Source organism: Rummeliibacillus sp. NPDC094406 (assembly GCF_044763875.1).
In the GTDB taxonomy this organism is placed as follows: domain Bacteria; phylum Bacillota; class Bacilli; order Bacillales_A; family Planococcaceae; genus Rummeliibacillus.
In genome coordinates this window covers 422,125-440,832 of record NZ_JBIWGZ010000002.1, presented here as the reverse complement: position 1 = coordinate 440,832, position 18,708 = coordinate 422,125, and the positions used below count along the sequence as shown (strand labels likewise).

At 35.4% G+C, this 18,708-nt stretch carries 19 protein-coding genes; 15 read left to right on the top strand and 4 right to left on the bottom strand.

The window, feature by feature from the left end:
• Window positions 1–41: 41 nt before the first annotated feature.
• From ACIQ4I_RS06995 to ACIQ4I_RS06975, 5 genes are all read left to right on the top strand, one after another.
• A complete protein-coding gene (locus tag ACIQ4I_RS06995; protein WP_397537363.1) occupies window positions 42–164 on the top strand; it encodes a YhfH family protein in 123 nt (40 codons plus the stop codon).
• Between the two features lie 197 nt (window positions 165–361).
• Window positions 362–598, top strand: a complete 237-nt coding sequence (locus ACIQ4I_RS06990; RefSeq protein WP_403094405.1) for a hypothetical protein — start codon at window positions 362–364, stop codon at window positions 596–598.
• 213 nt (window positions 599–811) lie between these two features.
• The gene (locus ACIQ4I_RS06985; RefSeq protein ID WP_403094403.1) at window positions 812–1,360 is read left to right on the top strand and encodes a peroxiredoxin; all 549 of its coding nucleotides are present in this window, start codon (window positions 812–814) and stop codon (window positions 1,358–1,360) included.
• A 104-nt stretch (window positions 1,361–1,464) separates the two neighbouring features.
• The gene (locus ACIQ4I_RS06980; protein WP_397537366.1) at window positions 1,465–1,917 is read left to right on the top strand and encodes a TlpA disulfide reductase family protein; all 453 of its coding nucleotides are present in this window, start codon (window positions 1,465–1,467) and stop codon (window positions 1,915–1,917) included.
• A gap of 165 nt (window positions 1,918–2,082) precedes the next feature.
• A complete protein-coding gene (locus ACIQ4I_RS06975) occupies window positions 2,083–2,742 on the top strand; it encodes a potassium channel family protein (RefSeq protein ID WP_403094400.1) in 660 nt (219 codons plus the stop codon).
• 192 nt (window positions 2,743–2,934) lie between these two features.
• Here ACIQ4I_RS06975 and rnjA read toward each other — a convergent pair whose 3' ends face one another.
• Window positions 2,935–4,602: a ribonuclease J1 gene (gene rnjA / locus ACIQ4I_RS06970; protein ID WP_403094397.1), complete on the bottom strand. Its 1,668-nt coding sequence runs from the start codon at window positions 4,600–4,602 to the stop codon at window positions 2,935–2,937.
• 4 nt (window positions 4,603–4,606) lie between these two features.
• A complete protein-coding gene (locus ACIQ4I_RS06965) occupies window positions 4,607–4,816 on the bottom strand; it encodes a DNA-dependent RNA polymerase subunit epsilon (protein ID WP_397537369.1) in 210 nt (69 codons plus the stop codon).
• 278 nt (window positions 4,817–5,094) lie between these two features.
• Between ACIQ4I_RS06965 and ACIQ4I_RS06960 the strand changes: the two genes are divergently transcribed.
• A complete protein-coding gene (locus ACIQ4I_RS06960) occupies window positions 5,095–5,868 on the top strand; it encodes a Cof-type HAD-IIB family hydrolase (protein WP_403094394.1) in 774 nt (257 codons plus the stop codon).
• A 69-nt stretch (window positions 5,869–5,937) separates the two neighbouring features.
• On the opposite strand, the gene def is transcribed toward ACIQ4I_RS06960, so the two are convergent.
• Window positions 5,938–6,492 carry a peptide deformylase gene (gene def, locus ACIQ4I_RS06955; protein WP_403094391.1) on the bottom strand — a complete coding sequence of 185 codons (555 nt, stop codon included), beginning with the start codon at window positions 6,490–6,492 and terminating at the stop codon, window positions 5,938–5,940.
• 352 nt (window positions 6,493–6,844) lie between these two features.
• Between def and pdhA the strand changes: the two genes are divergently transcribed.
• From pdhA to qoxD, 9 genes are all read left to right on the top strand, one after another.
• Window positions 6,845–7,960 (top strand): pyruvate dehydrogenase (acetyl-transferring) E1 component subunit alpha, encoded by a 1,116-nt coding sequence (gene pdhA / locus ACIQ4I_RS06950; protein WP_403094388.1) that lies wholly within the window; start codon window positions 6,845–6,847, stop codon window positions 7,958–7,960.
• A 3-nt stretch (window positions 7,961–7,963) separates the two neighbouring features.
• A complete protein-coding gene (locus ACIQ4I_RS06945) occupies window positions 7,964–8,941 on the top strand; it encodes an alpha-ketoacid dehydrogenase subunit beta (protein WP_403094385.1) in 978 nt (325 codons plus the stop codon).
• Between the two features lie 31 nt (window positions 8,942–8,972).
• Window positions 8,973–10,301: a dihydrolipoamide acetyltransferase family protein gene (locus ACIQ4I_RS06940; RefSeq protein WP_403094382.1), complete on the top strand. Its 1,329-nt coding sequence runs from the start codon at window positions 8,973–8,975 to the stop codon at window positions 10,299–10,301.
• A gap of 5 nt (window positions 10,302–10,306) precedes the next feature.
• Window positions 10,307–11,722, top strand: coding sequence for a dihydrolipoyl dehydrogenase (gene lpdA, locus ACIQ4I_RS06935; protein ID WP_403094381.1), 1,416 nt, complete (start codon window positions 10,307–10,309; stop codon window positions 11,720–11,722).
• A gap of 792 nt (window positions 11,723–12,514) precedes the next feature.
• A complete protein-coding gene (locus ACIQ4I_RS06930) occupies window positions 12,515–13,297 on the top strand; it encodes an SDR family NAD(P)-dependent oxidoreductase (RefSeq protein ID WP_403094378.1) in 783 nt (260 codons plus the stop codon).
• A gap of 597 nt (window positions 13,298–13,894) precedes the next feature.
• On the top strand, window positions 13,895–14,845 hold the full coding sequence (gene qoxA / locus ACIQ4I_RS06925) for a cytochrome aa3 quinol oxidase subunit II (protein WP_403094376.1): 951 nt from the start codon (window positions 13,895–13,897) through the stop codon (window positions 14,843–14,845).
• Between the two features lie 57 nt (window positions 14,846–14,902).
• Window positions 14,903–16,846 carry a cytochrome aa3 quinol oxidase subunit I gene (gene qoxB / locus ACIQ4I_RS06920; protein ID WP_403094374.1) on the top strand — a complete coding sequence of 648 codons (1,944 nt, stop codon included), beginning with the start codon at window positions 14,903–14,905 and terminating at the stop codon, window positions 16,844–16,846.
• Window positions 16,846–17,445: a cytochrome aa3 quinol oxidase subunit III gene (qoxC, locus tag ACIQ4I_RS06915; protein ID WP_397537379.1), complete on the top strand. Its 600-nt coding sequence runs from the start codon at window positions 16,846–16,848 to the stop codon at window positions 17,443–17,445. Before qoxB ends, qoxC begins: the two co-directional genes overlap by 1 nt.
• A gap of 2 nt (window positions 17,446–17,447) precedes the next feature.
• The gene (gene qoxD, locus ACIQ4I_RS06910) at window positions 17,448–17,735 is read left to right on the top strand and encodes a cytochrome aa3 quinol oxidase subunit IV (RefSeq protein WP_403094371.1); all 288 of its coding nucleotides are present in this window, start codon (window positions 17,448–17,450) and stop codon (window positions 17,733–17,735) included.
• 45 nt (window positions 17,736–17,780) lie between these two features.
• Here qoxD and ACIQ4I_RS06905 read toward each other — a convergent pair whose 3' ends face one another.
• Window positions 17,781–18,617 carry a TetR/AcrR family transcriptional regulator gene (locus ACIQ4I_RS06905; RefSeq protein WP_403094368.1) on the bottom strand — a complete coding sequence of 279 codons (837 nt, stop codon included), beginning with the start codon at window positions 18,615–18,617 and terminating at the stop codon, window positions 17,781–17,783.
• Window positions 18,618–18,708 lie beyond the last annotated feature (91 nt).

Genomic DNA, 18,708 nt, shown 5'->3' with positions numbered 1-18,708 from the left:
CCTGGTAGTAAAACATTATCTATAATTAGGAGGAGATCTTTATGCAAAACGAACAAAATGAAAAATATCCAAAACTTTGTACAGAATGCGGGTGTGAAATTGTGGAGCAAGTCGAATCTGCGTTATATGAATGTGAACGCTGCCTTGGTTCTAAAGAAGAATAGGCAAATCAACTTAAATTCAACATACACAAACCCAATAACAATGGATTGCTCTTGCTAAAAAGAAGTGATCCATTGTTTTTTGTTATGTAATTTGTTGTCGTTAGATATATTATAGGTACATAATGATATTGAAATGAACTAAACGAGAATTAAGAACGTTGATAAGATACATTATTTTGAGAGGACAGAAAACTTCAATGAAAAAACAGCATAAACACAAATATTTGGGGACATTTTTAGCTATTAACGGAAAGTTAATTAGGACGGATGAATTACGAGATTATTGCTACAAATGTATTTCATTGCTACGTTATAATGAAGAATTTGATACAAATTTTTGTGCGAAATGTAATGAATGGCGAGATTCAGCAAGCAACGACATGAATTCTGAGAAGGAATGCCGTCAACGTCCACAAAAGCCATTTGATGAGTAGAAATCTAATTTTGTCTTCCCAACTATTTTGCTATAGGGGGAGCATTTGAAAATATTTCAAAAGTTAAAAAACTGTCACATTATAACTAAACAATGAACAATTTGTAAGTTGAATTCTTTGCTTTCAATAGATGTATTTGTTATCGTAATAAATGGATTGTAGCATATGAAGCTACATACATTTATAAAATAGTTACTTTTGGAGGGATATATCATGGCAGAACGTATGGTAGCAAAACAAGCTCCACGCTTTGAAATGGATGCAGTAATGCCAAACAAAGAGTTTGGTAAAGTTAGTCTTGAAGAAAATATGAAAAACGACAAATGGACAGTTCTTTTCTTCTATCCAATGGACTTCACATTTGTTTGCCCAACTGAAATCACTGCAATGTCAGATCGTTTCGACGAGTTCGAAGATCTTGATGCAGAAGTAATCGGTGTATCAACTGATACAATCCACACTCACTTAGCATGGATTAACCAAGATCGTACTGAAAACGGTATTGGTCAATTAAACTATGCATTAGCAGCAGATCATAACCAATCAGTTGCTAAAGAATATGGCGTTCTTATTGAAGAAGAAGGCGTAGCACTACGTGGTCTATTCATCATCAACCCTGAAGGCGAATTACAATACCAAGTTGTTCACCACAATAACATTGGTCGTGACGTAGATGAAGTATTACGCGTACTTCAAGCATTACAAACTGGTGGTCTTTGCCCAGCAAACTGGCACCCAGGCGATGCTCTACTAAAAGGTTAATTCCTATAGTAAGAAAGTCAAGGGCCTAACATATTGTTAGGCCCTTTTTTAAAAAAATTGCATATAGTAACAACATACATTATTAAATTATGAGGTGAAAAATTATGAAATTACGTTCAGATATGCCTGAATTAGAAGGCGAAACAGCATGGTTAAACGGCCAAGTTTCTAAAGCTGACTTAGTTGGTGAAAAACCTACATTAATTCACTTCTGGTCAATTAGCTGTCATTTATGTAAAGAAGCAATGCCAGAAGTTAATAATTTCCGTGATAAATATAAAGACGAACTTAATGTAGTAGCTGTTCATATGCCACGTTCTGATAAAGACTTAGATCTTCAAGAGATTAAAGATGTTGCAGCAGAACATGGAATTACTCAACCAATTTTCGTAGATAGTCAAATGAAACTTACCGATACTTTTGAAAATCAATATGTACCTGCATATTATGTATTTGATAAAGAAGGTAAACTTCGTCACTTCCAAGCGGGTGGAAGTGGCATGAAAATGCTTGAAAAACGTGTTAACCGTGTTCTTGACGAAGTACGAAATGCTTAATCTTCATACTAATAAAAGGATTGCTCTATAACGAGCAATCTTTTTTATTTATAGACGAAAGTGGCTAATGATACTAGATAACTTTTAACAGCCAAAAAGGAAATTGTCTGTTAAAATAGATGAAGATAAGCTTTGAGATGTGCAGCGGAATCGGAGGTATTTAGCATGAAAAAAGAATTTGTTGTTATTGGATTAGGGCGTTTTGGAGGTAGCATAGTCAACGAACTTGTAAATCAAGGTGCAGAAGTAATGGCCATTGATAAGCATCCAGAACGTGTCGATGAATTTGCAACAATTGCCACCCAAGCTGTTGTAGCTGATACAACAGATGAGTCTGTTTTAAAGTCATTAGGGATTCGAAATTTTGAACATGTCATCGTGGCAATTGGAGATGACATTCAATCTAGTATTTTAACAACATTGATGTTGAAAGAAATAGGTGTACAGAAAATTACTGTAAAAGCACAGAATGATTATCATGAAAAAGTGCTTCGTAAAATAGGAGCAGACCACGTAGTGCATCCAGAACGAGATATGGGGATCCGAATTGCAAATAATATGATGTCCAATAATGTACTTGATTATTTGGAACTTTCAGAAGAACATTCAATTATGGAAATTAAGGCAAATCACCTTTTAGAGGGGCATACGATTATAGGATTAGATATTCGTGCACGCTATGGGGTTAACATTGTAGCGATTAAACGAGAATCAGAAATTATTGTTTCACCACAGGCTGATGAATTAATTCATGAAGGTGATATTTTAATTGTTATTGGAGCAGATGCAGATATTGGTCGGTTTGAGAAGAAGATGTTGAATTAGCAAAGGCTAGAGAACCTACTACATATTCATTTGCACGATACTTCTTACTTGTCTCTAAAAAATTTAAGTATATTAGAAATGGTAAGTATTGTGTTTTAAGGTGACTTAATCTCTTTCTAAAGCTGAATAAAATATATTGTGTAAATAAAAATCCCAACATTCTAGAATGTTGGGATTTTTATTATATAGATATCAAACTTCCATTATGATTGGCAATATCATTGGACGTCGTTTTGTTTTTTCGAATAAATATGGTCCTAAGACATCCGTGATTTCATTTTTCAACTCAGACCACTGAGGTGTCTTTTCGTGCAATGTTTGTTGTAAATGCTTATTTAGCATTTGTTGTGCTTCGTTTATCATCATACCTGATTCTCGCATATAAACGAAACCGCGTGAGATAATATCTGGACCAGCAACCATTTTTTGTTGTTCCATATCCACACTTACTACAACGATGACAAGACCTTCTTCTGATAGGATACGACGATCACGTAATACAATATTGCCGATATCTCCTATGCCGTTACCATCGATATATACAGAACCTGAAGGGATACGACCAGCAACATGTGCTTCATTAGAACTTAGAGCAAGTACTTCACCATTTTCCATGATAAAAGTATTATCAAGATCAACATCACAATCTTCAGCTAAACCTGCATGCATACGCAACATACGATATTCACCGTGAATTGGCATGAAGAATTTTGGTTTAATTAAACGTAACATTAGCTTTTGCTCTTGTTGAGATCCATGACCTGAAGTGTGGATGTTATTTAATGAACCATGAATAACTTCAGCCCCTGCACGGTATAACAAGTTAATTATTTTGTTCACACTTATTGTATTACCTGGAATTGGTGAAGATGAGAATACAACTGTATCGCCAGGTTGAATTTGAATTTGACGATGTGTTCCATTAGCAATACGAGAAAGTGCTGCCATCGGTTCACCTTGGCTACCAGTACATAAAATCATAACTTCGTTTGCAGGTAAGCGATTTAAAGTTTGTGCATCAACGAATGTTTCTTTAGGTGCAGTAATATATCCTAAATCGCGACCGATATTGATTGCATTATCCATACTTCGACCAAAAACAGCTACTTTACGGCCGTGTTTAACCGCTGCGTCTGTAACTTGTTTTAATCTGTGAATATTAGAAGCAAATGTTGCGAAAATAATACGTGATTCTACATTACGAAGAATTTCATCGATACTTTCCCCAACTTTACGTTCAGACATTGTAAACTCTGGACGTTCAGCGTTTGTACTATCTGACAATAAGCAAAGAACGCCATCACGACCGATTTCAGCCATTTTCGTTAAGTTAGCTGGTTCTCCAACTGGAGTGAAATCAAATTTGAAGTCACCAGTATGCACGATATTACCAGGAGGTGTTTTCACAACAATACCGAATGCATCCGGTATACTATGTGTTGTTCTAAAGAAACTAACAGAAGTTTTACGGAATTTAATCACGTCATCTTCATTAATTTCAATGAGTTTTGTTTGGCGAAGTAAACCATGCTCATCCAATTTGTTGCGTAACAATCCAAGAGCTAATTTACCACCATAAACAGGAATGTTAATTTGGCGAAGTAAATATGGAATACCACCAATATGGTCTTCGTGACCATGAGTAATAAAAAGACCTTTAATTTTATCGACATTTCTTACAAGATAAGTGTAATCAGGGATTACATAATCGATTCCGAGAAGATCATCTTCAGGGAATTTAATACCTGCATCAATTAAGATAATTTCATCTTGGAATTGAACTGCATACGTATTTTTGCCGATTTCGCCCAGTCCGCCGAGTGCGAAAACCGCAGTTTGGTCATTTTTTACAAACTTCATTAAATTAGAGATTCTCCAATTTATAATTTTCACTTGCTTGTTCGTATTCTAAATAGTTTCCTTCAAGCAATTGAATAAATTCGATGTTGTAACCACGGCCTTGAAGTCTTTCACGTACTTCACGTACGTCCTCAGCTTCAAGGTATAGGCTTTTAGTATTTTCGCGAACTGGTACTTCAAGCACATTTTCTTGGTAATAAACTTTGTAAATCATTTTTTTGCTCTCCTTTAATACGTTCAAAATAATTGCATTTCCTTTATATTATCATGTAGGTAAACTAAAATAAAGAAAAGCCCTCCAAAATATGAAGGGCAAAGTAACTTTAAGCGATCGATTTTTTCTCGAGTAAGCCACGAAGCCTTTTTAACAATTGCTTTTTAAGACGTTTGAACATGGCGTATCACTCCTTAAAGTTATTATACTAAATTAACCAATAAATGTAAAGATGATTTACTTAACAGTCAAATACAGAAAGAAGGATTGTAAAAAGTATGAAAAAGAAAATATTGTTTTTTGATATTGATGGAACACTGTATGATTCAGAAAAGAAGCTTCCAAAGTCAACGTATGATGCGATTCAGCAGGCAAAAGAAAATGGGCACGAGGTGGCAATTGCTACTGGTCGTTCTCCTTTCTTTTTAAAACCTGTTTTAGATGAACTTGGTTTAAACTCATATATTAGTTTTAATGGACAATATGTCGTTTATCAAGGGCATGTTATATCCAAGCGATCTATTCCAATCAAAACAGTTGAAAGACTAGTAGCTCAAGCAACGCGCGAAAATAGTCCTATTGTCTATTTAGACCATTTAAAAATGACTTCAGCAACAAAAGATAACCAAAAAGTTCGGGTAAGCATGGACTCATTATTTTATCCAATGCCAGAAGTTAATGAAGAATATTATAAGCACTCAGATACTTATCAGATCTTGTTATATGTTGATGAAGAAGAAGAAAAGCAATATGCGACATTGTATCCAGAGTTAAAACTAATCCGCTGGCATGAATATTCAGTAGATGTTATTAATCACGATGTATCAAAAGCGTATGGTATAAAACAGTTTTTAAATCATACGGATTTCGATATAACAGATGCGATTGCTTTTGGTGACGGTCTTAATGATATTGAAATGTTAAAAGCTGTGGGAACAAGCGTAGCTATGGGGAATGGTCATGAAAAGGCGAAAGAGGTAGCCACATTTGTGACAGACCATGTTGATGATGATGGTCTATCAAAAGCTATGAGAAAATTAGGATTATGTTAGAAAAATAGATAAAGCTAAAAAAGCTGTTCAATCCAAATTTTGAGTAATGGATTGAACAGCTTTTTCTTATTAATCTTCTAATGGAATTGCATTTGGAATTTCTGCGAACGGATTGTCCTTATTAATATGATCGTAGAACATAATACCATTTAAGTGATCTAATTCATGCTGAAATGCAATAGCAGGTAATCCTTTTAATCGCATTTTCTTTTCTTCCCCATCGAGAGTAAAGAATTTTACTGTAATACGTGCATGACGTGGTACATAACCAGGTACATCACGGTCAACAGATAGGCAACCTTCTCCAACGGATACATAAGATCCTTCAACGGAGTGGCTGACAATTTTCGGATTGACAACGACCATACTAATTTGTTTTCCTTTAGGATCTGGTAAATGTAATGCAAACATTCTTTTAGATACATTAACTTGAGGTGCTGCAATACCGATTCCAGAACGTAATCCGTGTTTATCTGCAATTTCAGGGTCTTGGCTATTAATTAAAAACTGAAGTAAATCTTCACCAAAATTTTTTTCTTCTATTGTTAGAGGGAAAGTCATCTCTTTTGCAACTGAGCGTAATGTTGGATGACCATCTCGAATAATATCGTGCATTAAAATCATTGTACTCTTCCTTTCAAAAAAATTTCCTAATTCATTATAACGTACAAAACTGTTCATTCAACGAAAAGAAATAATTAAGAAGAAAAGATTGTTTTAGAAACGAAAGAAAAGGCAATAATTAAAGTTGTAAAAACTGTGCTAGTAAAGAGGAGAAAAATGTCACTGTTTTATATTACAGATTGTAAAAACTATATAATACAGCAATTGAATAAAATTTGTATTAACATAATTTAATTATTATGAATGCTAGGATTGACCGAGGAATTAATATTCAGTATACTGTAAATAATAGTTGTTGTATTACTAATTTTGTAATAAGATTATAATACAGATATGAAGGAGATGTGATAACATGGCTTCTAAACAAGCTCAACAATTCGATCCAGTAGCTAATTTACACGAGATCGAAGAGAAATTTGAAATGTTCCAGATTTTAAACGAAAAAGGGGAAATCGTGAACGAGGAGGTAGACCTACAGTTATCGGATGAAGAATTGGTAGAATTAATGAGTCGTATGGTCTTTACTCGTATTTTAGATCAACGTTCCATATCATTAAACCGTCAAGGACGTCTAGGATTCTACGCACCAACTGCTGGTCAAGAAGCTTCTCAAATCGCTTCACATTATGCTCTTGAAAAAGAAGATTATATTCTACCTGGTTACCGAGATGTACCACAAATCGTGTGGCACGGTCTTCCACTTTGGAAAGCGTTCCTATGGTCTCGTGGACATTTTGTAGGTGGTCAAATTCCTGAAGATGTGAATGTACTTTCACCACAAATTATTATTGGTGCTCAATACGTTCAAGCTGCGGGTGTTGCTCTAGGTATTCAAAAACGCGGTAAAAAGGCAGTAGCCGTAACATATACAGGTGATGGTGGTTCATCACAAGGTGATTTCTACGAAGGAATTAACTTTGCAGGTGCTTTCAAATCACCAGCAATTTTCATTGTACAAAACAACCAATACGCAATTTCCACACCACGTGAATTACAAACAGCTGCTTCAACAATCGCTCAAAAAGGGATTGCAGCAGGCGTGCCAAGTATTCAAGTAGATGGTATGGATCCATTAGCAGTTTATGTTGCAACTCGTGATGCTCGTAAACGTGCAATCGCAGGTGAAGGACCATCATTAATTGAAACAGTATGTTACCGTTATGGTCCACATACAATGGCGGGCGATGATCCAACACGTTACCGTACTTCAGAAACTGATTCTCAATGGGAAAAGAAAGACCCAATCGTTCGTTTCCGTACATTCCTTGAAGCAAAAGGATTATGGAGTCAAGAAAAAGAAGCTGAAGTGATTGAAAAAGCGAAAGAAGAAATTAAAGCTGCTATCAAAAAAGCAGATGAAGCACCAAAACAAAAAGTTACAGATCTCATCAGAAATATGAATGATGGCGATTTACCATATAACCTACAAGAACAATATGAAATTTACACAGAGAAGGAGTCGAAGTAACCGATGGCACAAATGACAATGATTCAAGCAATTACAGACGCACTTCGTTGCGAATTAAAAGATGACGAAAACGTGCTATTATTCGGTGAAGACGTAGGTGTTAACGGAGGGGTTTTCCGTGCTACTGAAGGTCTTCAAAAAGAATTTGGTGAGGATCGTGTATTCGATACACCTCTTGCTGAATCTGGTATCGGTGGACTTGCAATTGGTCTTGCCCTACAAGGATTCCGCCCAATTCCTGAAATTCAATTCTTCGGCTTCGTATATGAAGTAATGGACTCAATTTGTGGTCAATTAGCTCGTATGCGATATCGTTCGGGTGGTAGTCTTGGAGCACCTGTTACAATCCGCTCACCATTCGGCGGTGGTGTACATACACCTGAAATGCACTCAGATAGTTTAGAAGGTTTAGTAACATCACAACCAGGTTTAAAAGTAGTTGTTCCATCAACTCCTTATGATGCGAAAGGTCTTTTAATTTCATCAATTCGTGATAATGATCCAGTCGTATTTTTAGAGCACTTAAAACTTTATCGTTCATTCCGTGAAGAGGTACCAGAAGAATCTTACACAATTCCTCTTGGAAAAGCAGATGTAAAACGTGAAGGTAAAGACCTTTCTATTTTTGCTTACGGCGCAATGGTGCATGAATCATTAAAAGCTGCTGAAGCATTAGAAAAAGAAAATTATTCAGTGGAAGTTGTTGATTTACGTACAATTCAGCCATTAGATATTGAAACAATTATTGCTTCTGTAGAAAAAACAGGGCGTGCAATCGTTGTACAAGAAGCTCAAAAACAAGCAGGTATTGCAGCGAATGTAGTTAGTGAAATTACAGAACGTGCAATTTTAAGCCTTGAAGCACCAGTTCTTCGAGTAACAGCACCAGATACTGTATATCCATTCCCGCAAGCAGAAGCTGTGTGGTTACCAAACTCAAAAGATATTGTTGCAACAGCTAAAAAAGTATTAGAGTTTTAATTTTAACTTACACAAAGGAGATGTGACTGAAATGGCTTATAAATTCCGCTTACCCGACATTGGAGAAGGAATCCATGAAGGAGAAATCGTAAAATGGTTCGTTAAACCAGGCGATAAAATCGAAGAAGATACAGTTTTAGCAGAAGTACAAAATGATAAAGCAGTAGTTGAAATTCCATCTCCAGTTGAAGGAACTATTGAAAAGGTGCTTGTAGAAGAAGGTACTTTAACAACTGTTGGTACAGTACTTCTAGAAATTGATGCTCCTGGATACGAAGAACTTGAACTTCATGGTCATAAAGATGATGAAGAAGCTACATCTGAAACAGAAGCACAAGTTCAAGCAACTGCTGAAGATGGTAATGAAGTTGAAAAAGAACCTGTGCAAGCTGAATCTGCTGTAGTTCAGGAAACAGAGATTAATCCGACAGCTAGAGTAATTGCAATGCCTTCAGTACGCAAATTTGCTCGTGAAAACAGCGTAGATATTAAACAAGTTACAGGCACAGGAAAAAATGGTCGTGTTTTAAAAGAAGATATCGAAGCATTTAAAAACGGTGGTGCAAAACCTGCTGTTGCAGAAGTTGAAGCTACAAAAGTAACTGAAGAAGCACCAGTAACAGAAGTGGCAACAGCACCTGTTGAGCTTGAAGGCGAATTCCCAGAAACTCGTGAAAAAATGTCTGGTATGCGTCGTGCTATTGCAAAAGCAATGGTTCATTCTAAACAAACAGCTCCACATGTTACATTAATGGATGAAGTGGATGTTACTGAATTAGTTGCGCATCGCAAAAAATTTAAAGAAATCGCAGCTGAAAAAGGTATAAAATTAACATACTTACCTTATGTAGTAAAAGCATTAGTAAGTACTTTGCGTGATTTCCCAGATTTTAACCGTTCTTTGGATGACGAAACACAAGAAATTATTCAAAAACATTATTATAATATTGGTATAGCAGCTGATACTGAAAAAGGTCTTTTAGTTCCAGTTATTAAACATGCTGACCGCAAATCTGTATTTGCAGTTTCAGATGAAATAAACCAATTAGCAACAAAAGCTCGTGAAGGTAAATTAGCACCTAACGAAATGAAAGGTGCATCTTGCTCTATCACAAATATCGGATCAGCAGGTGGGCAATGGTTTACTCCAGTAATAAACCATCCCGAAGTAGCGATTCTAGGAATTGGTCGAATTTCAGAAAAACCTGTAATAAAAAATGGTGAAATTGTAGCCGCACCTGTGTTAGCATTATCATTGAGCTTTGATCATAGAATGATCGATGGTGCGACTGCTCAACATGCGTTAAATAATATTAAACGTTTGTTAAGTGAGCCGGAACTATTATTAATGGAGGCGTAATAAAAATGGTAGTAGGAGATTTTCCAATCGAAACAGATACAATTGTCATCGGTGCTGGTCCTGGTGGATATGTAGCCGCAATTCGTGCAGCACAACTTGGACAAAAAGTTACAGTTGTTGAACGTGAAAACGTAGGTGGCGTATGCTTAAACGTAGGTTGTATCCCATCAAAAGCTTTAATCTCTGTAGGTCACCGCTTTGAACAAGCTAAACATTCAGATGATATGGGTGTAATTGTTCCAGAAGTGAAATTAGATTTCAAAAAAGCACAGGAATTCAAAGATTCTGTTGTTAAAAAATTAACTGGCGGTGTTGCTGGTTTATTAAAAGGCAACAATATTGAAGTTGTAAAAGGTGAAGCTTATTTCCATGATGCGAACTCATTACGAGTGATTACTGAAAACTCAGCTCAAACTTACAATTTCAAAAATGCAATCATCGCAACAGGTTCTCGTCCAGTTGAAATTCCAACATTCAAATTTTCAAATCGTGTGTTAAATTCAACAGGCGCACTTTCATTACAAGAAGTACCTGAAAAACTTGTTGTTATTGGTGGCGGATACATCGGTACTGAACTTGGTTCTGCTTATGCTAACCTAGGTTCTCAAGTAACAATCCTTGAAGGTGGCAAAGATATCCTTGCTGGCTTTGAAAAACAAATGACAGCTATCGTTAAAAAAGGTCTTAAGAAAAAAGGTGTTACAATTGAAACAGGCGCTTTAGCACAAGGTGTTGAAGAAACTGAGTCAAGTGTAACCGTTAAATATGAAGTAAATGGTGAAGCAAAAGCTGTAGAAGCAGATTACGTATTAGTAACTGTAGGTCGTCGTCCAAATACGGATGAAATGGGCTTAGAAGCAGTTGGTATTGAATTTGCTGAACGTGGACTTTTAAAAGTTGACAAACAATGTCGCACAAGCGTACCAAATATTTATGCTATTGGTGATATCGTTGCTGGACCACAACTTGCACATAAAGCTTCATACGAAGGTAAAGTTGCTGCAGAAGCAATTGCTGGAGAAAAATCAATTGTAGATTATCTAGCAATTCCTGCTGTTTGCTTCACAGATCCTGAAATGGCTACTGTAGGTTTATCAGAAGATCAAGCTAAAGAAGAAGGCTTTGAAGTAACTACTGGTAAATTCCCATTTGCTGCAAATGGTCGTGCATTAGCATTGAACGAAACAGAAGGTTTCGTAAAACTTGTTGCTCGTAAAGAAGATGGCTTACTAATTGGTGGTCAAATTATCGGTGCTGGTGCATCTGATATGATCGCTGAATTAGGCTTAGCAATCGAAGCTGGTATGACACTTGAAGATGTAGCAATGACAATTCATGCTCACCCAACTTTAGGTGAAATTACTATGGAAACTGCAGAAGTAGCTCTTGGTAACCCAATTCACATTATTGCTAAAAAATAATTGAAATCAAAAAACCTCTTAAGATACATAACTGTATCTTAAGAGGTTTTTTTTATAAAAAATTTTAAAAATATTTATTTGAATAAATTTCATTAATCTATTTTCAGTTTTTTAAATACAAATATATTAACTTTACTTTTCAATGTTCAGATTTGGATGTTCCGCTACAGACCGCACTTTCCATGAGCTTGGCTTCTATTTCCTCGTCACAAAGTTGAGGGCACTGAAAAAGTTATAATACATGGATTTTATTGAAGGAATTTTTGTAGAAGTGGAATCAGCGAAGACTCCTGCGGGAAAGCGGGCCAAAGAGACCCCGCAGCGTAGCGAGGAGGCTCTTCGGTCCGCCCGAGGAAAGCGAAGCTGATTCCACTTCATGTTATAGCAGATTTGTACTATAAAAATTAGGGGTTAAATCGTTTTTTAGTACCTTCACTACGATCCTGTAGGGTATTCAGCTCAAGGAGTTCCCGTAGGGCTGTGAATGCACCTCACTGAATTAACAATCGCATGAATGCATTTTCGAGGACTCGCAGTCGAAAGCGTTGTAATGATAATTGGATATCATTAAATGTTAAGTATATTTTTTATGAATTTTGCATTATGAAATTGATTCATTTAAGTTATGAGAAAGGAGTAGATAAAAAATAATGACAATCTATTCCTTTATTCATACAAGGATAGATTTATAGAATTTTAATTATCTAATTAGTTATAATTATCTTATATTTTCTTTTGTTAAAAGAAAGATAGGTCAGGATAATAATAGATGAATACTAGGAGAGATGGAAAATGGAATTAGGCTTAAAAGGAAAAGTTGCAGTTGTAACGGGTGCTAGTAAAGGCATTGGTCTTGCAACTGCAATAAAATTAGCATCAGAAGGTGCAGATGTTGTTATTTGTGCTAGAACAGCTTCAACACTTGAAGAAGCCGCTAAAAGTATATTAGATGAAACAGGTAAAGATGTATTAACTGTAGTGACGGATGTTACAAAAGAAGAAGATTGTCAAAATGTCATTGCAAAAGCAGTTGAGAAATTTGGTAAGTTAAATATTTTGGTCAATAATGCGGGTACTTCATTAGCCCACTCTTTCTTAGAAGTGGATTCTGATTTCTGGAAAAGTGATTTAGATTTAAAATTATTTGGCGCAATTTATACATCAAAAGCAGCATTGCCTCACATGGAACAAGCAGGAGGAGGTGCTATTGTAAATGTCACAGCAGTATTTGGCAAAACGCCACCCAAATCTTCACTACCAACAACTGTTAGTCGTGCTGCAGGAATGGCTTTAACAAAAGCGATGAGTAAAGATGTAGGGGCAATGAATGTTCGAGTGAATACAGTCTGCATAGGATTAATTCGAAGTGCACAAATTGAGCGTAAATGGCAAGCTGAATCTCCTGAATTGACTTGGGAAGAGTATTCAAGAAAAGTGGGCAAGTCGATTCCTCTTGGACGTATAGGGGATACAGAAGAAGCGGCTAATGTGATTACATTCTTAGTTTCTAATGCAGCTTCCTATGTAAGTGGTACTGCTGTAAATATTGATGGAGGATCGGCTCCTGCATTATAAAATTGAATTAAATGTGTAGAGCTAATTTTTTCTATCGTGATTCCCTTTTCAAATTTAAAAAATAATCGATTAAAATAACCTAAAATCATCTTTAACGTTGAACACGTTGGAGGTGATTTTCTCTTTTCGGAAAATCCAAGTAGTACTGCTTGGAAAATAAGAGAATAAATATAATTTACTAGAATTTAATTGTTTATTGTAGGATTTTTTGTAATACCTTAGGTTCAAATTTAAAATGTGTACACATTTTATACAAATTATGTCCACAAAAAGTTCAAATTACGACAAATTAATTGCTGTTTTTGAGTAATTTTTATTTTTTTATTAAGAAGAAGGAGGTATAATTTCAAATGGATTGAGTGAAAGATTGAAAATCCTCAGGAGAAAAAGGTGCGAAAACTTGGGTGCCTGATTTTCACTGTATAGAATGTGAGAATAGTTAACTATTGTCCGTTCATATGAAAGTAGCTATTAAACCATTGAGTGAATTTCATATGCTCACATATCTATAACTGTAGCAATCTTCAATCAGAAAGCTAATTCAATAGATTTTAGAAAGACAGTTGTTTTAATTGTTTTTTGAGAAGGGAGTACATTATGAAGAAAAAAGTGCTTATTATGCCTGCCATTATGGCGTTCATGACATTGATATTATCTGGATGTCAGCCATTGCTGATATTCGATACAAAAGGCCCAAATGCGAAAACTTTATCAAATACAATCATCTTTTCAATTTTAGTGATGGCTGTTATCTTATTGATTGTATATGTATTGTTTGTCTTCATGTTGTCGAAATATCGTGCATCAAAACAACCAGCAGGTTATGAACCGCCTCATGAAGAGGGTAGTACAAAGTTAGAAATCATATGGACGGTTATTCCGATTGTTATAGTAACAGTTTTATCCATTGTAACTGTATTTACAACATCAAAAGTTGAACATCAACAAACAGGTTATGACAACAAAAAACCGCTTGTTATTTATGCATCATCTTCAAATTGGAAATGGCACTTTAGCTATCCAGAACAAAATATTGAAACAGTTAATTATGTAAATATACCAACAGATCGTCCAATCGAATTTAGATTATATTCATTTGGTCCAATTACAAGTTTCTGGATTCCACAGTTAGCCGGTCAAAAATATGCCATGAGTGATATGGTCAATAAACTTCACCTTGCTGCTGATGTAGAAGGATCATATATGGGTCGTAACTCTAACTTTAATGGTGAAGGTTTTGCGGAGATGGAGTTTGAAACTCAAGCAATGTCACAAGATAAATTTGACAAATGGGTAAAAGATGTAAAAGCAAATGAACCAAAATTAACTGAAGCAAAATTCAATAAATTACTAAAAACTTCCTTTGTAGGTCGTGAAAGTTTCTCTTCTACACACTTATCATTCAGTCCAGCTCCAGAAATGGATATGAGCAAAATGGGTGATATGAAACATATGGATATGAGTAAACAAACTGACGAATCACACAAAAAAGATTCACACAATATGGACAACATGGGTGATATGGAAGGCATGGATATGTCTAAGTAATAAGGTATCGCTTCAATTTTTTAAAAATAGAAATGAGGCAAGAAAGGAGTTACACACATGAACATGGACGAATTACTCGCTCCGATGAAAGAGCCGATGATTTTGGGTGCAGCAATTAGTATCGTTGTTGGCGCTATTGCCATTGTTGTTGGTTTGACCTACTTCAAAAAGTGGGGATGGCTTTACAAAAACTGGCTTACTACTGTTGACCATAAAAAAATTGGTGTCATGTATATCTTAGTAGCATTGATTATGCTATTTAGAGGTGGAATTGATGCATTATTAATGCGTGCACAAACATCAGTTCCTGAAAACAAATTGCTTAACGCTGAGCATTATAATGAAATTTTCACAACACATGGTTTAGTCATGATTCTATTCATGGCAATGCCATTTATCATAGGTTTAATGAATGTCGTTGTACCACTTCAAATTGGTGCACGAGATGTGGCATTCCCAAGATTAAATGCACTTAGCTTCTGGTTATTCGCAGCTGGATGTGGATTATTAAATGTATCATTCATAATTGGGGGATCACCAAACGCAGGTTGGACATCTTATTTCCCATTAGCAGGTACTGAATTTAACCCTGGCGTTGGTAATAACTATTATGCTTGGTCTTTACAAATCGCAGGTCTTGGTACTTTAATGACTGGTATTAACTTCATTGCTACAATCATGAAAATGCGTGCACCAGGTATGAAATTAATGAAAATGCCAATGTTCACTTGGTCAGCATTAATTACAAATGTTATTATTACATTTGCATTCCCAGTATTAACTGTAGCACTTGCATTGATGACTTTAGACCGTCAATTTGGTACTAAATTCTTTGCTATGTCAGATGGTGGTATGGATATGCTTTGGGCTAACTTGTTCTGGGTTTGGGGACATCCTGAAGTTTATATCGTTATCTTACCGGCATTTGGTATTTACAGTGAGATTATCTCAACATTCTCACGCAAAAACTTATTTGGTTATAAATCAATGGTAATGAGTATGGTTGTTATTTCATTACTATCATTCATGGTATGGGTTCACCATTTCTATACTATGGGACATGGTGTAATGGTTAATAGTATTTTCTCTATTACAACAATGCTTATAGCCGTTCCAACTGGTGTTAAAATATTTAACTGGTTGCTAACAATGCGACACGGGAAAATTACATTTACAACACCAATGCTTTGGGCATTAGCATTTATTCCAATCTTCACAATTGGTGGGGTTACAGGGGTAATGCTTGCTATGTCAAGTGCGGACTATCAATATCACAATACAATGTTCTTAGTTGCTCACTTCCACTATGTATTAATCCCAGGTACAGTATTTGGGGTATTAGCAGGTTATCATTTCTGGTGGCCAAAAATCTTTGGTTTCCGTTTGAATGAAAAATTAGGTAAATCAGCATTCTGGACTATTGTAGTAGGTTTTAATGTAGCCTTCTTCCCACTATTTATCTTAGGTTTAGATGGCTATGCACGTCGTATGTACACATACTCAGCTGACACAGGTTATGGTCCATTAAGTATGGTATCGTTCATTGGTGCTATTGCAATGGCAGTAGGCTTTATGTTAATTTGCTATAACATTTACTACAGCTTCCGTCATAGTCCACGTGATGAAAATGGCGATCCATGGGATGCACGTTCTCTTGAATGGGCAACACATAGTCCGGTTCCAGAATACAATTTCGCTGTCGTACCAAAAATCAATCAATTAGATGAATTCTGGTATGCGAAAAAAGAAGGAAGAGATATTACAGCAGGCAAATATGAACGTATTCATATGCCTAACAACAGTGGCGCTCCAATGTGGATGGCTGGTGTAATGTTCTTATTCTCATTCTTCTTCGTATTTAGTGTTTGGTCTCTAGTAATCGTATTTGGTGTTCTAACATTAGGATTTATGGCTTATCGTTCATTTGAAAAAGATGATGGTCATTATATTGAAGTGGCTGAAATCGAAGCAACTGAACGTCGATTGAGAGGTGAAAAATAATGTCAAAAGTAAACAAATCAGTTCCATTAGAGTACAGCACAGAAGAAAATGATTTAAAGATCTTTGGTTTCTGGGTTTTCCTTGGTGCCGAAATAATCCTCTTTGCGACATTATTTAGTGTGTATTTTTCATTAGTTGATCGCACAGGTTCAGGTCCAATAGGTAAAGAATTATTTGAAATGCCACCAGTATTGGTAGAAACTTTTGCTCTATTAACTAGTAGTTTCTTAATTGGTTTAGGTGTTCACGCAATGCGTATTGGACGTACTAAAGCAATGATGGTATTCTACATCTTAACTTTACTTCTAGGTGCAGTCTTCCTAGGCGTTGAAGTTAATGAATTCTTAACATATATTCATGATGGTGCTACAATTCAAACAAGTGCCTTCCTGTCTATTTTGATGACTTTACTAGGTACTCACGGTCTCCATGTAACATTCGGTCTATTATGGGGATCAAGTATCTTAATGCAAGTTAAAAAACGTGGATTAAATGCAAAAACAGCAAATAAAGCATTTATCTTCTCTCTATACTGGCACTTCCTTGATGTAGTATGGATCTTCATCTTCAGCTTTGTTTATTTGAAAGGAGTGTTGTAATAATGAAAGAACTATTTCCAAAAGAGCATGTAATGGGCTTTGTGGGTTCTCTTGTTTTAACACTCTTAGCATTGACTGTAATAATGTTTAAAGATATGTCTAACAGTGTTGCTATTACAATTCTACTTGTAACAGCTGCTGCACAAGCAATTGTACAGTTAGTATTGTTCATGCATATCGGTGAATCAGAAGATAAGAAAGCTTTATACATTACAATTATTTACTCAGTAGTTGTTGGTTTAATTACTGTATTCGGTACATTGCTTGCAATGGTTTGGGGATACATGTAGAACCACATAAAAAAGCAGCACAACAATTGTTGTGCTGCTCTTTTTTTACATTTCATTGCAAAATTGCTTTAGTAAAACAGAGAGCCATCTCAAATGGTTATTCGTCATTAAATTGGAAGACATACCTAGTAGTAATGCTTTACGAGGATGTTCCCTTTGTAATTCTTCAATGATTAAATCGAATGAATCTATTGTAAAAGAATCGTTTGCATAATCTGCTTTACAATTTTCTATTTCAACGATTATATCATTTTTTTGAATATGACTGATGTGGCGAGTTTTTTGTTCATACATTTCTTTCGTTATTAATGTTTTTAACTTAGCGTTAACAAGTACATCAATGTAATTTACCAAATGTTTGCTTAATTCATAATAGTCAATTGACTGTTTTTGGATTACAATGAATTCCGCATAACCTTTCATCATCCCTCTGATACATATTAGTAAATCATATTGGCTATCTTCAATTTGGGAACTATAAACCTCTCTAAGCAACAACAAAGTCATATTGTCAGTAACTTGGAAATGTTTTTGTATTTTTTCCGTCACATCATGATCCACAATACTAACAATCTCGCGCAAATGAGTTGAGATAAAAGGTGAATTTTTTTCGAATAACTCAAAAGCCGATAAAAAATATTGTGTTAGTTTTTCTTTTGGCTCTACTTGTAAACTTAATATGTTTTGAAACTTTGATGTCATATCTTTGATGATATACTCAAAAATTGCAATAAGTAGTTCCTCTTTTGATTTAAAAGAGAGATAAAAAGCTCCTTTTGATATGCCGCATGCGTTTGTAATGTCTTGGATAGACGTAGAGGCTATTGTACGCTCAGATAAGATCTCCATAGATTTTTCAATAATTAGATCACGTTTAGACATATTTTCACTCTTTCTATAATTCTTCCTATTCTATGGTTTGACTTTTGACTAGCTAGTCATTATTATATTGAATTGTGACCATTAAGTCAAA

Bases quoted from the DNA above. Each gene is read 5' to 3' on its own strand.
- ACIQ4I_RS06995 (WP_397537363.1), top strand. From the start codon at position 42: ATGCAAAACGAACAAAATGAAAAATATCCAAAACTTTGTACAGAATGC.
- ACIQ4I_RS06990 (WP_403094405.1), top strand. From the start codon at position 362: ATGAAAAAACAGCATAAACACAAATATTTGGGGACATTTTTAGCTATT.
- ACIQ4I_RS06985 (WP_403094403.1), top strand. From the start codon at position 812: ATGGCAGAACGTATGGTAGCAAAACAAGCTCCACGCTTTGAAATGGAT.
- ACIQ4I_RS06980 (WP_397537366.1), top strand. From the start codon at position 1,465: ATGAAATTACGTTCAGATATGCCTGAATTAGAAGGCGAAACAGCATGG.
- ACIQ4I_RS06975 (WP_403094400.1), top strand. From the start codon at position 2,083: ATGAAAAAAGAATTTGTTGTTATTGGATTAGGGCGTTTTGGAGGTAGC.
- rnjA (WP_403094397.1), bottom strand. From the start codon at position 4,602: ATGAAGTTTGTAAAAAATGACCAAACTGCGGTTTTCGCACTCGGCGGA.
- ACIQ4I_RS06965 (WP_397537369.1), bottom strand. From the start codon at position 4,816: ATGATTTACAAAGTTTATTACCAAGAAAATGTGCTTGAAGTACCAGTT.
- ACIQ4I_RS06960 (WP_403094394.1), top strand. From the start codon at position 5,095: ATGAAAAAGAAAATATTGTTTTTTGATATTGATGGAACACTGTATGAT.
- def (WP_403094391.1), bottom strand. From the start codon at position 6,492: ATGATTTTAATGCACGATATTATTCGAGATGGTCATCCAACATTACGC.
- pdhA (WP_403094388.1), top strand. From the start codon at position 6,845: ATGGCTTCTAAACAAGCTCAACAATTCGATCCAGTAGCTAATTTACAC.
- ACIQ4I_RS06945 (WP_403094385.1), top strand. From the start codon at position 7,964: ATGGCACAAATGACAATGATTCAAGCAATTACAGACGCACTTCGTTGC.
- ACIQ4I_RS06940 (WP_403094382.1), top strand. From the start codon at position 8,973: ATGGCTTATAAATTCCGCTTACCCGACATTGGAGAAGGAATCCATGAA.
- lpdA (WP_403094381.1), top strand. From the start codon at position 10,307: ATGGTAGTAGGAGATTTTCCAATCGAAACAGATACAATTGTCATCGGT.
- ACIQ4I_RS06930 (WP_403094378.1), top strand. From the start codon at position 12,515: ATGGAATTAGGCTTAAAAGGAAAAGTTGCAGTTGTAACGGGTGCTAGT.
- qoxA (WP_403094376.1), top strand. From the start codon at position 13,895: ATGAAGAAAAAAGTGCTTATTATGCCTGCCATTATGGCGTTCATGACA.
- qoxB (WP_403094374.1), top strand. From the start codon at position 14,903: ATGAACATGGACGAATTACTCGCTCCGATGAAAGAGCCGATGATTTTG.
- qoxC (WP_397537379.1), top strand. From the start codon at position 16,846: ATGTCAAAAGTAAACAAATCAGTTCCATTAGAGTACAGCACAGAAGAA.
- qoxD (WP_403094371.1), top strand. From the start codon at position 17,448: ATGAAAGAACTATTTCCAAAAGAGCATGTAATGGGCTTTGTGGGTTCT.
- ACIQ4I_RS06905 (WP_403094368.1), bottom strand. From the start codon at position 18,617: ATGTCTAAACGTGATCTAATTATTGAAAAATCTATGGAGATCTTATCT.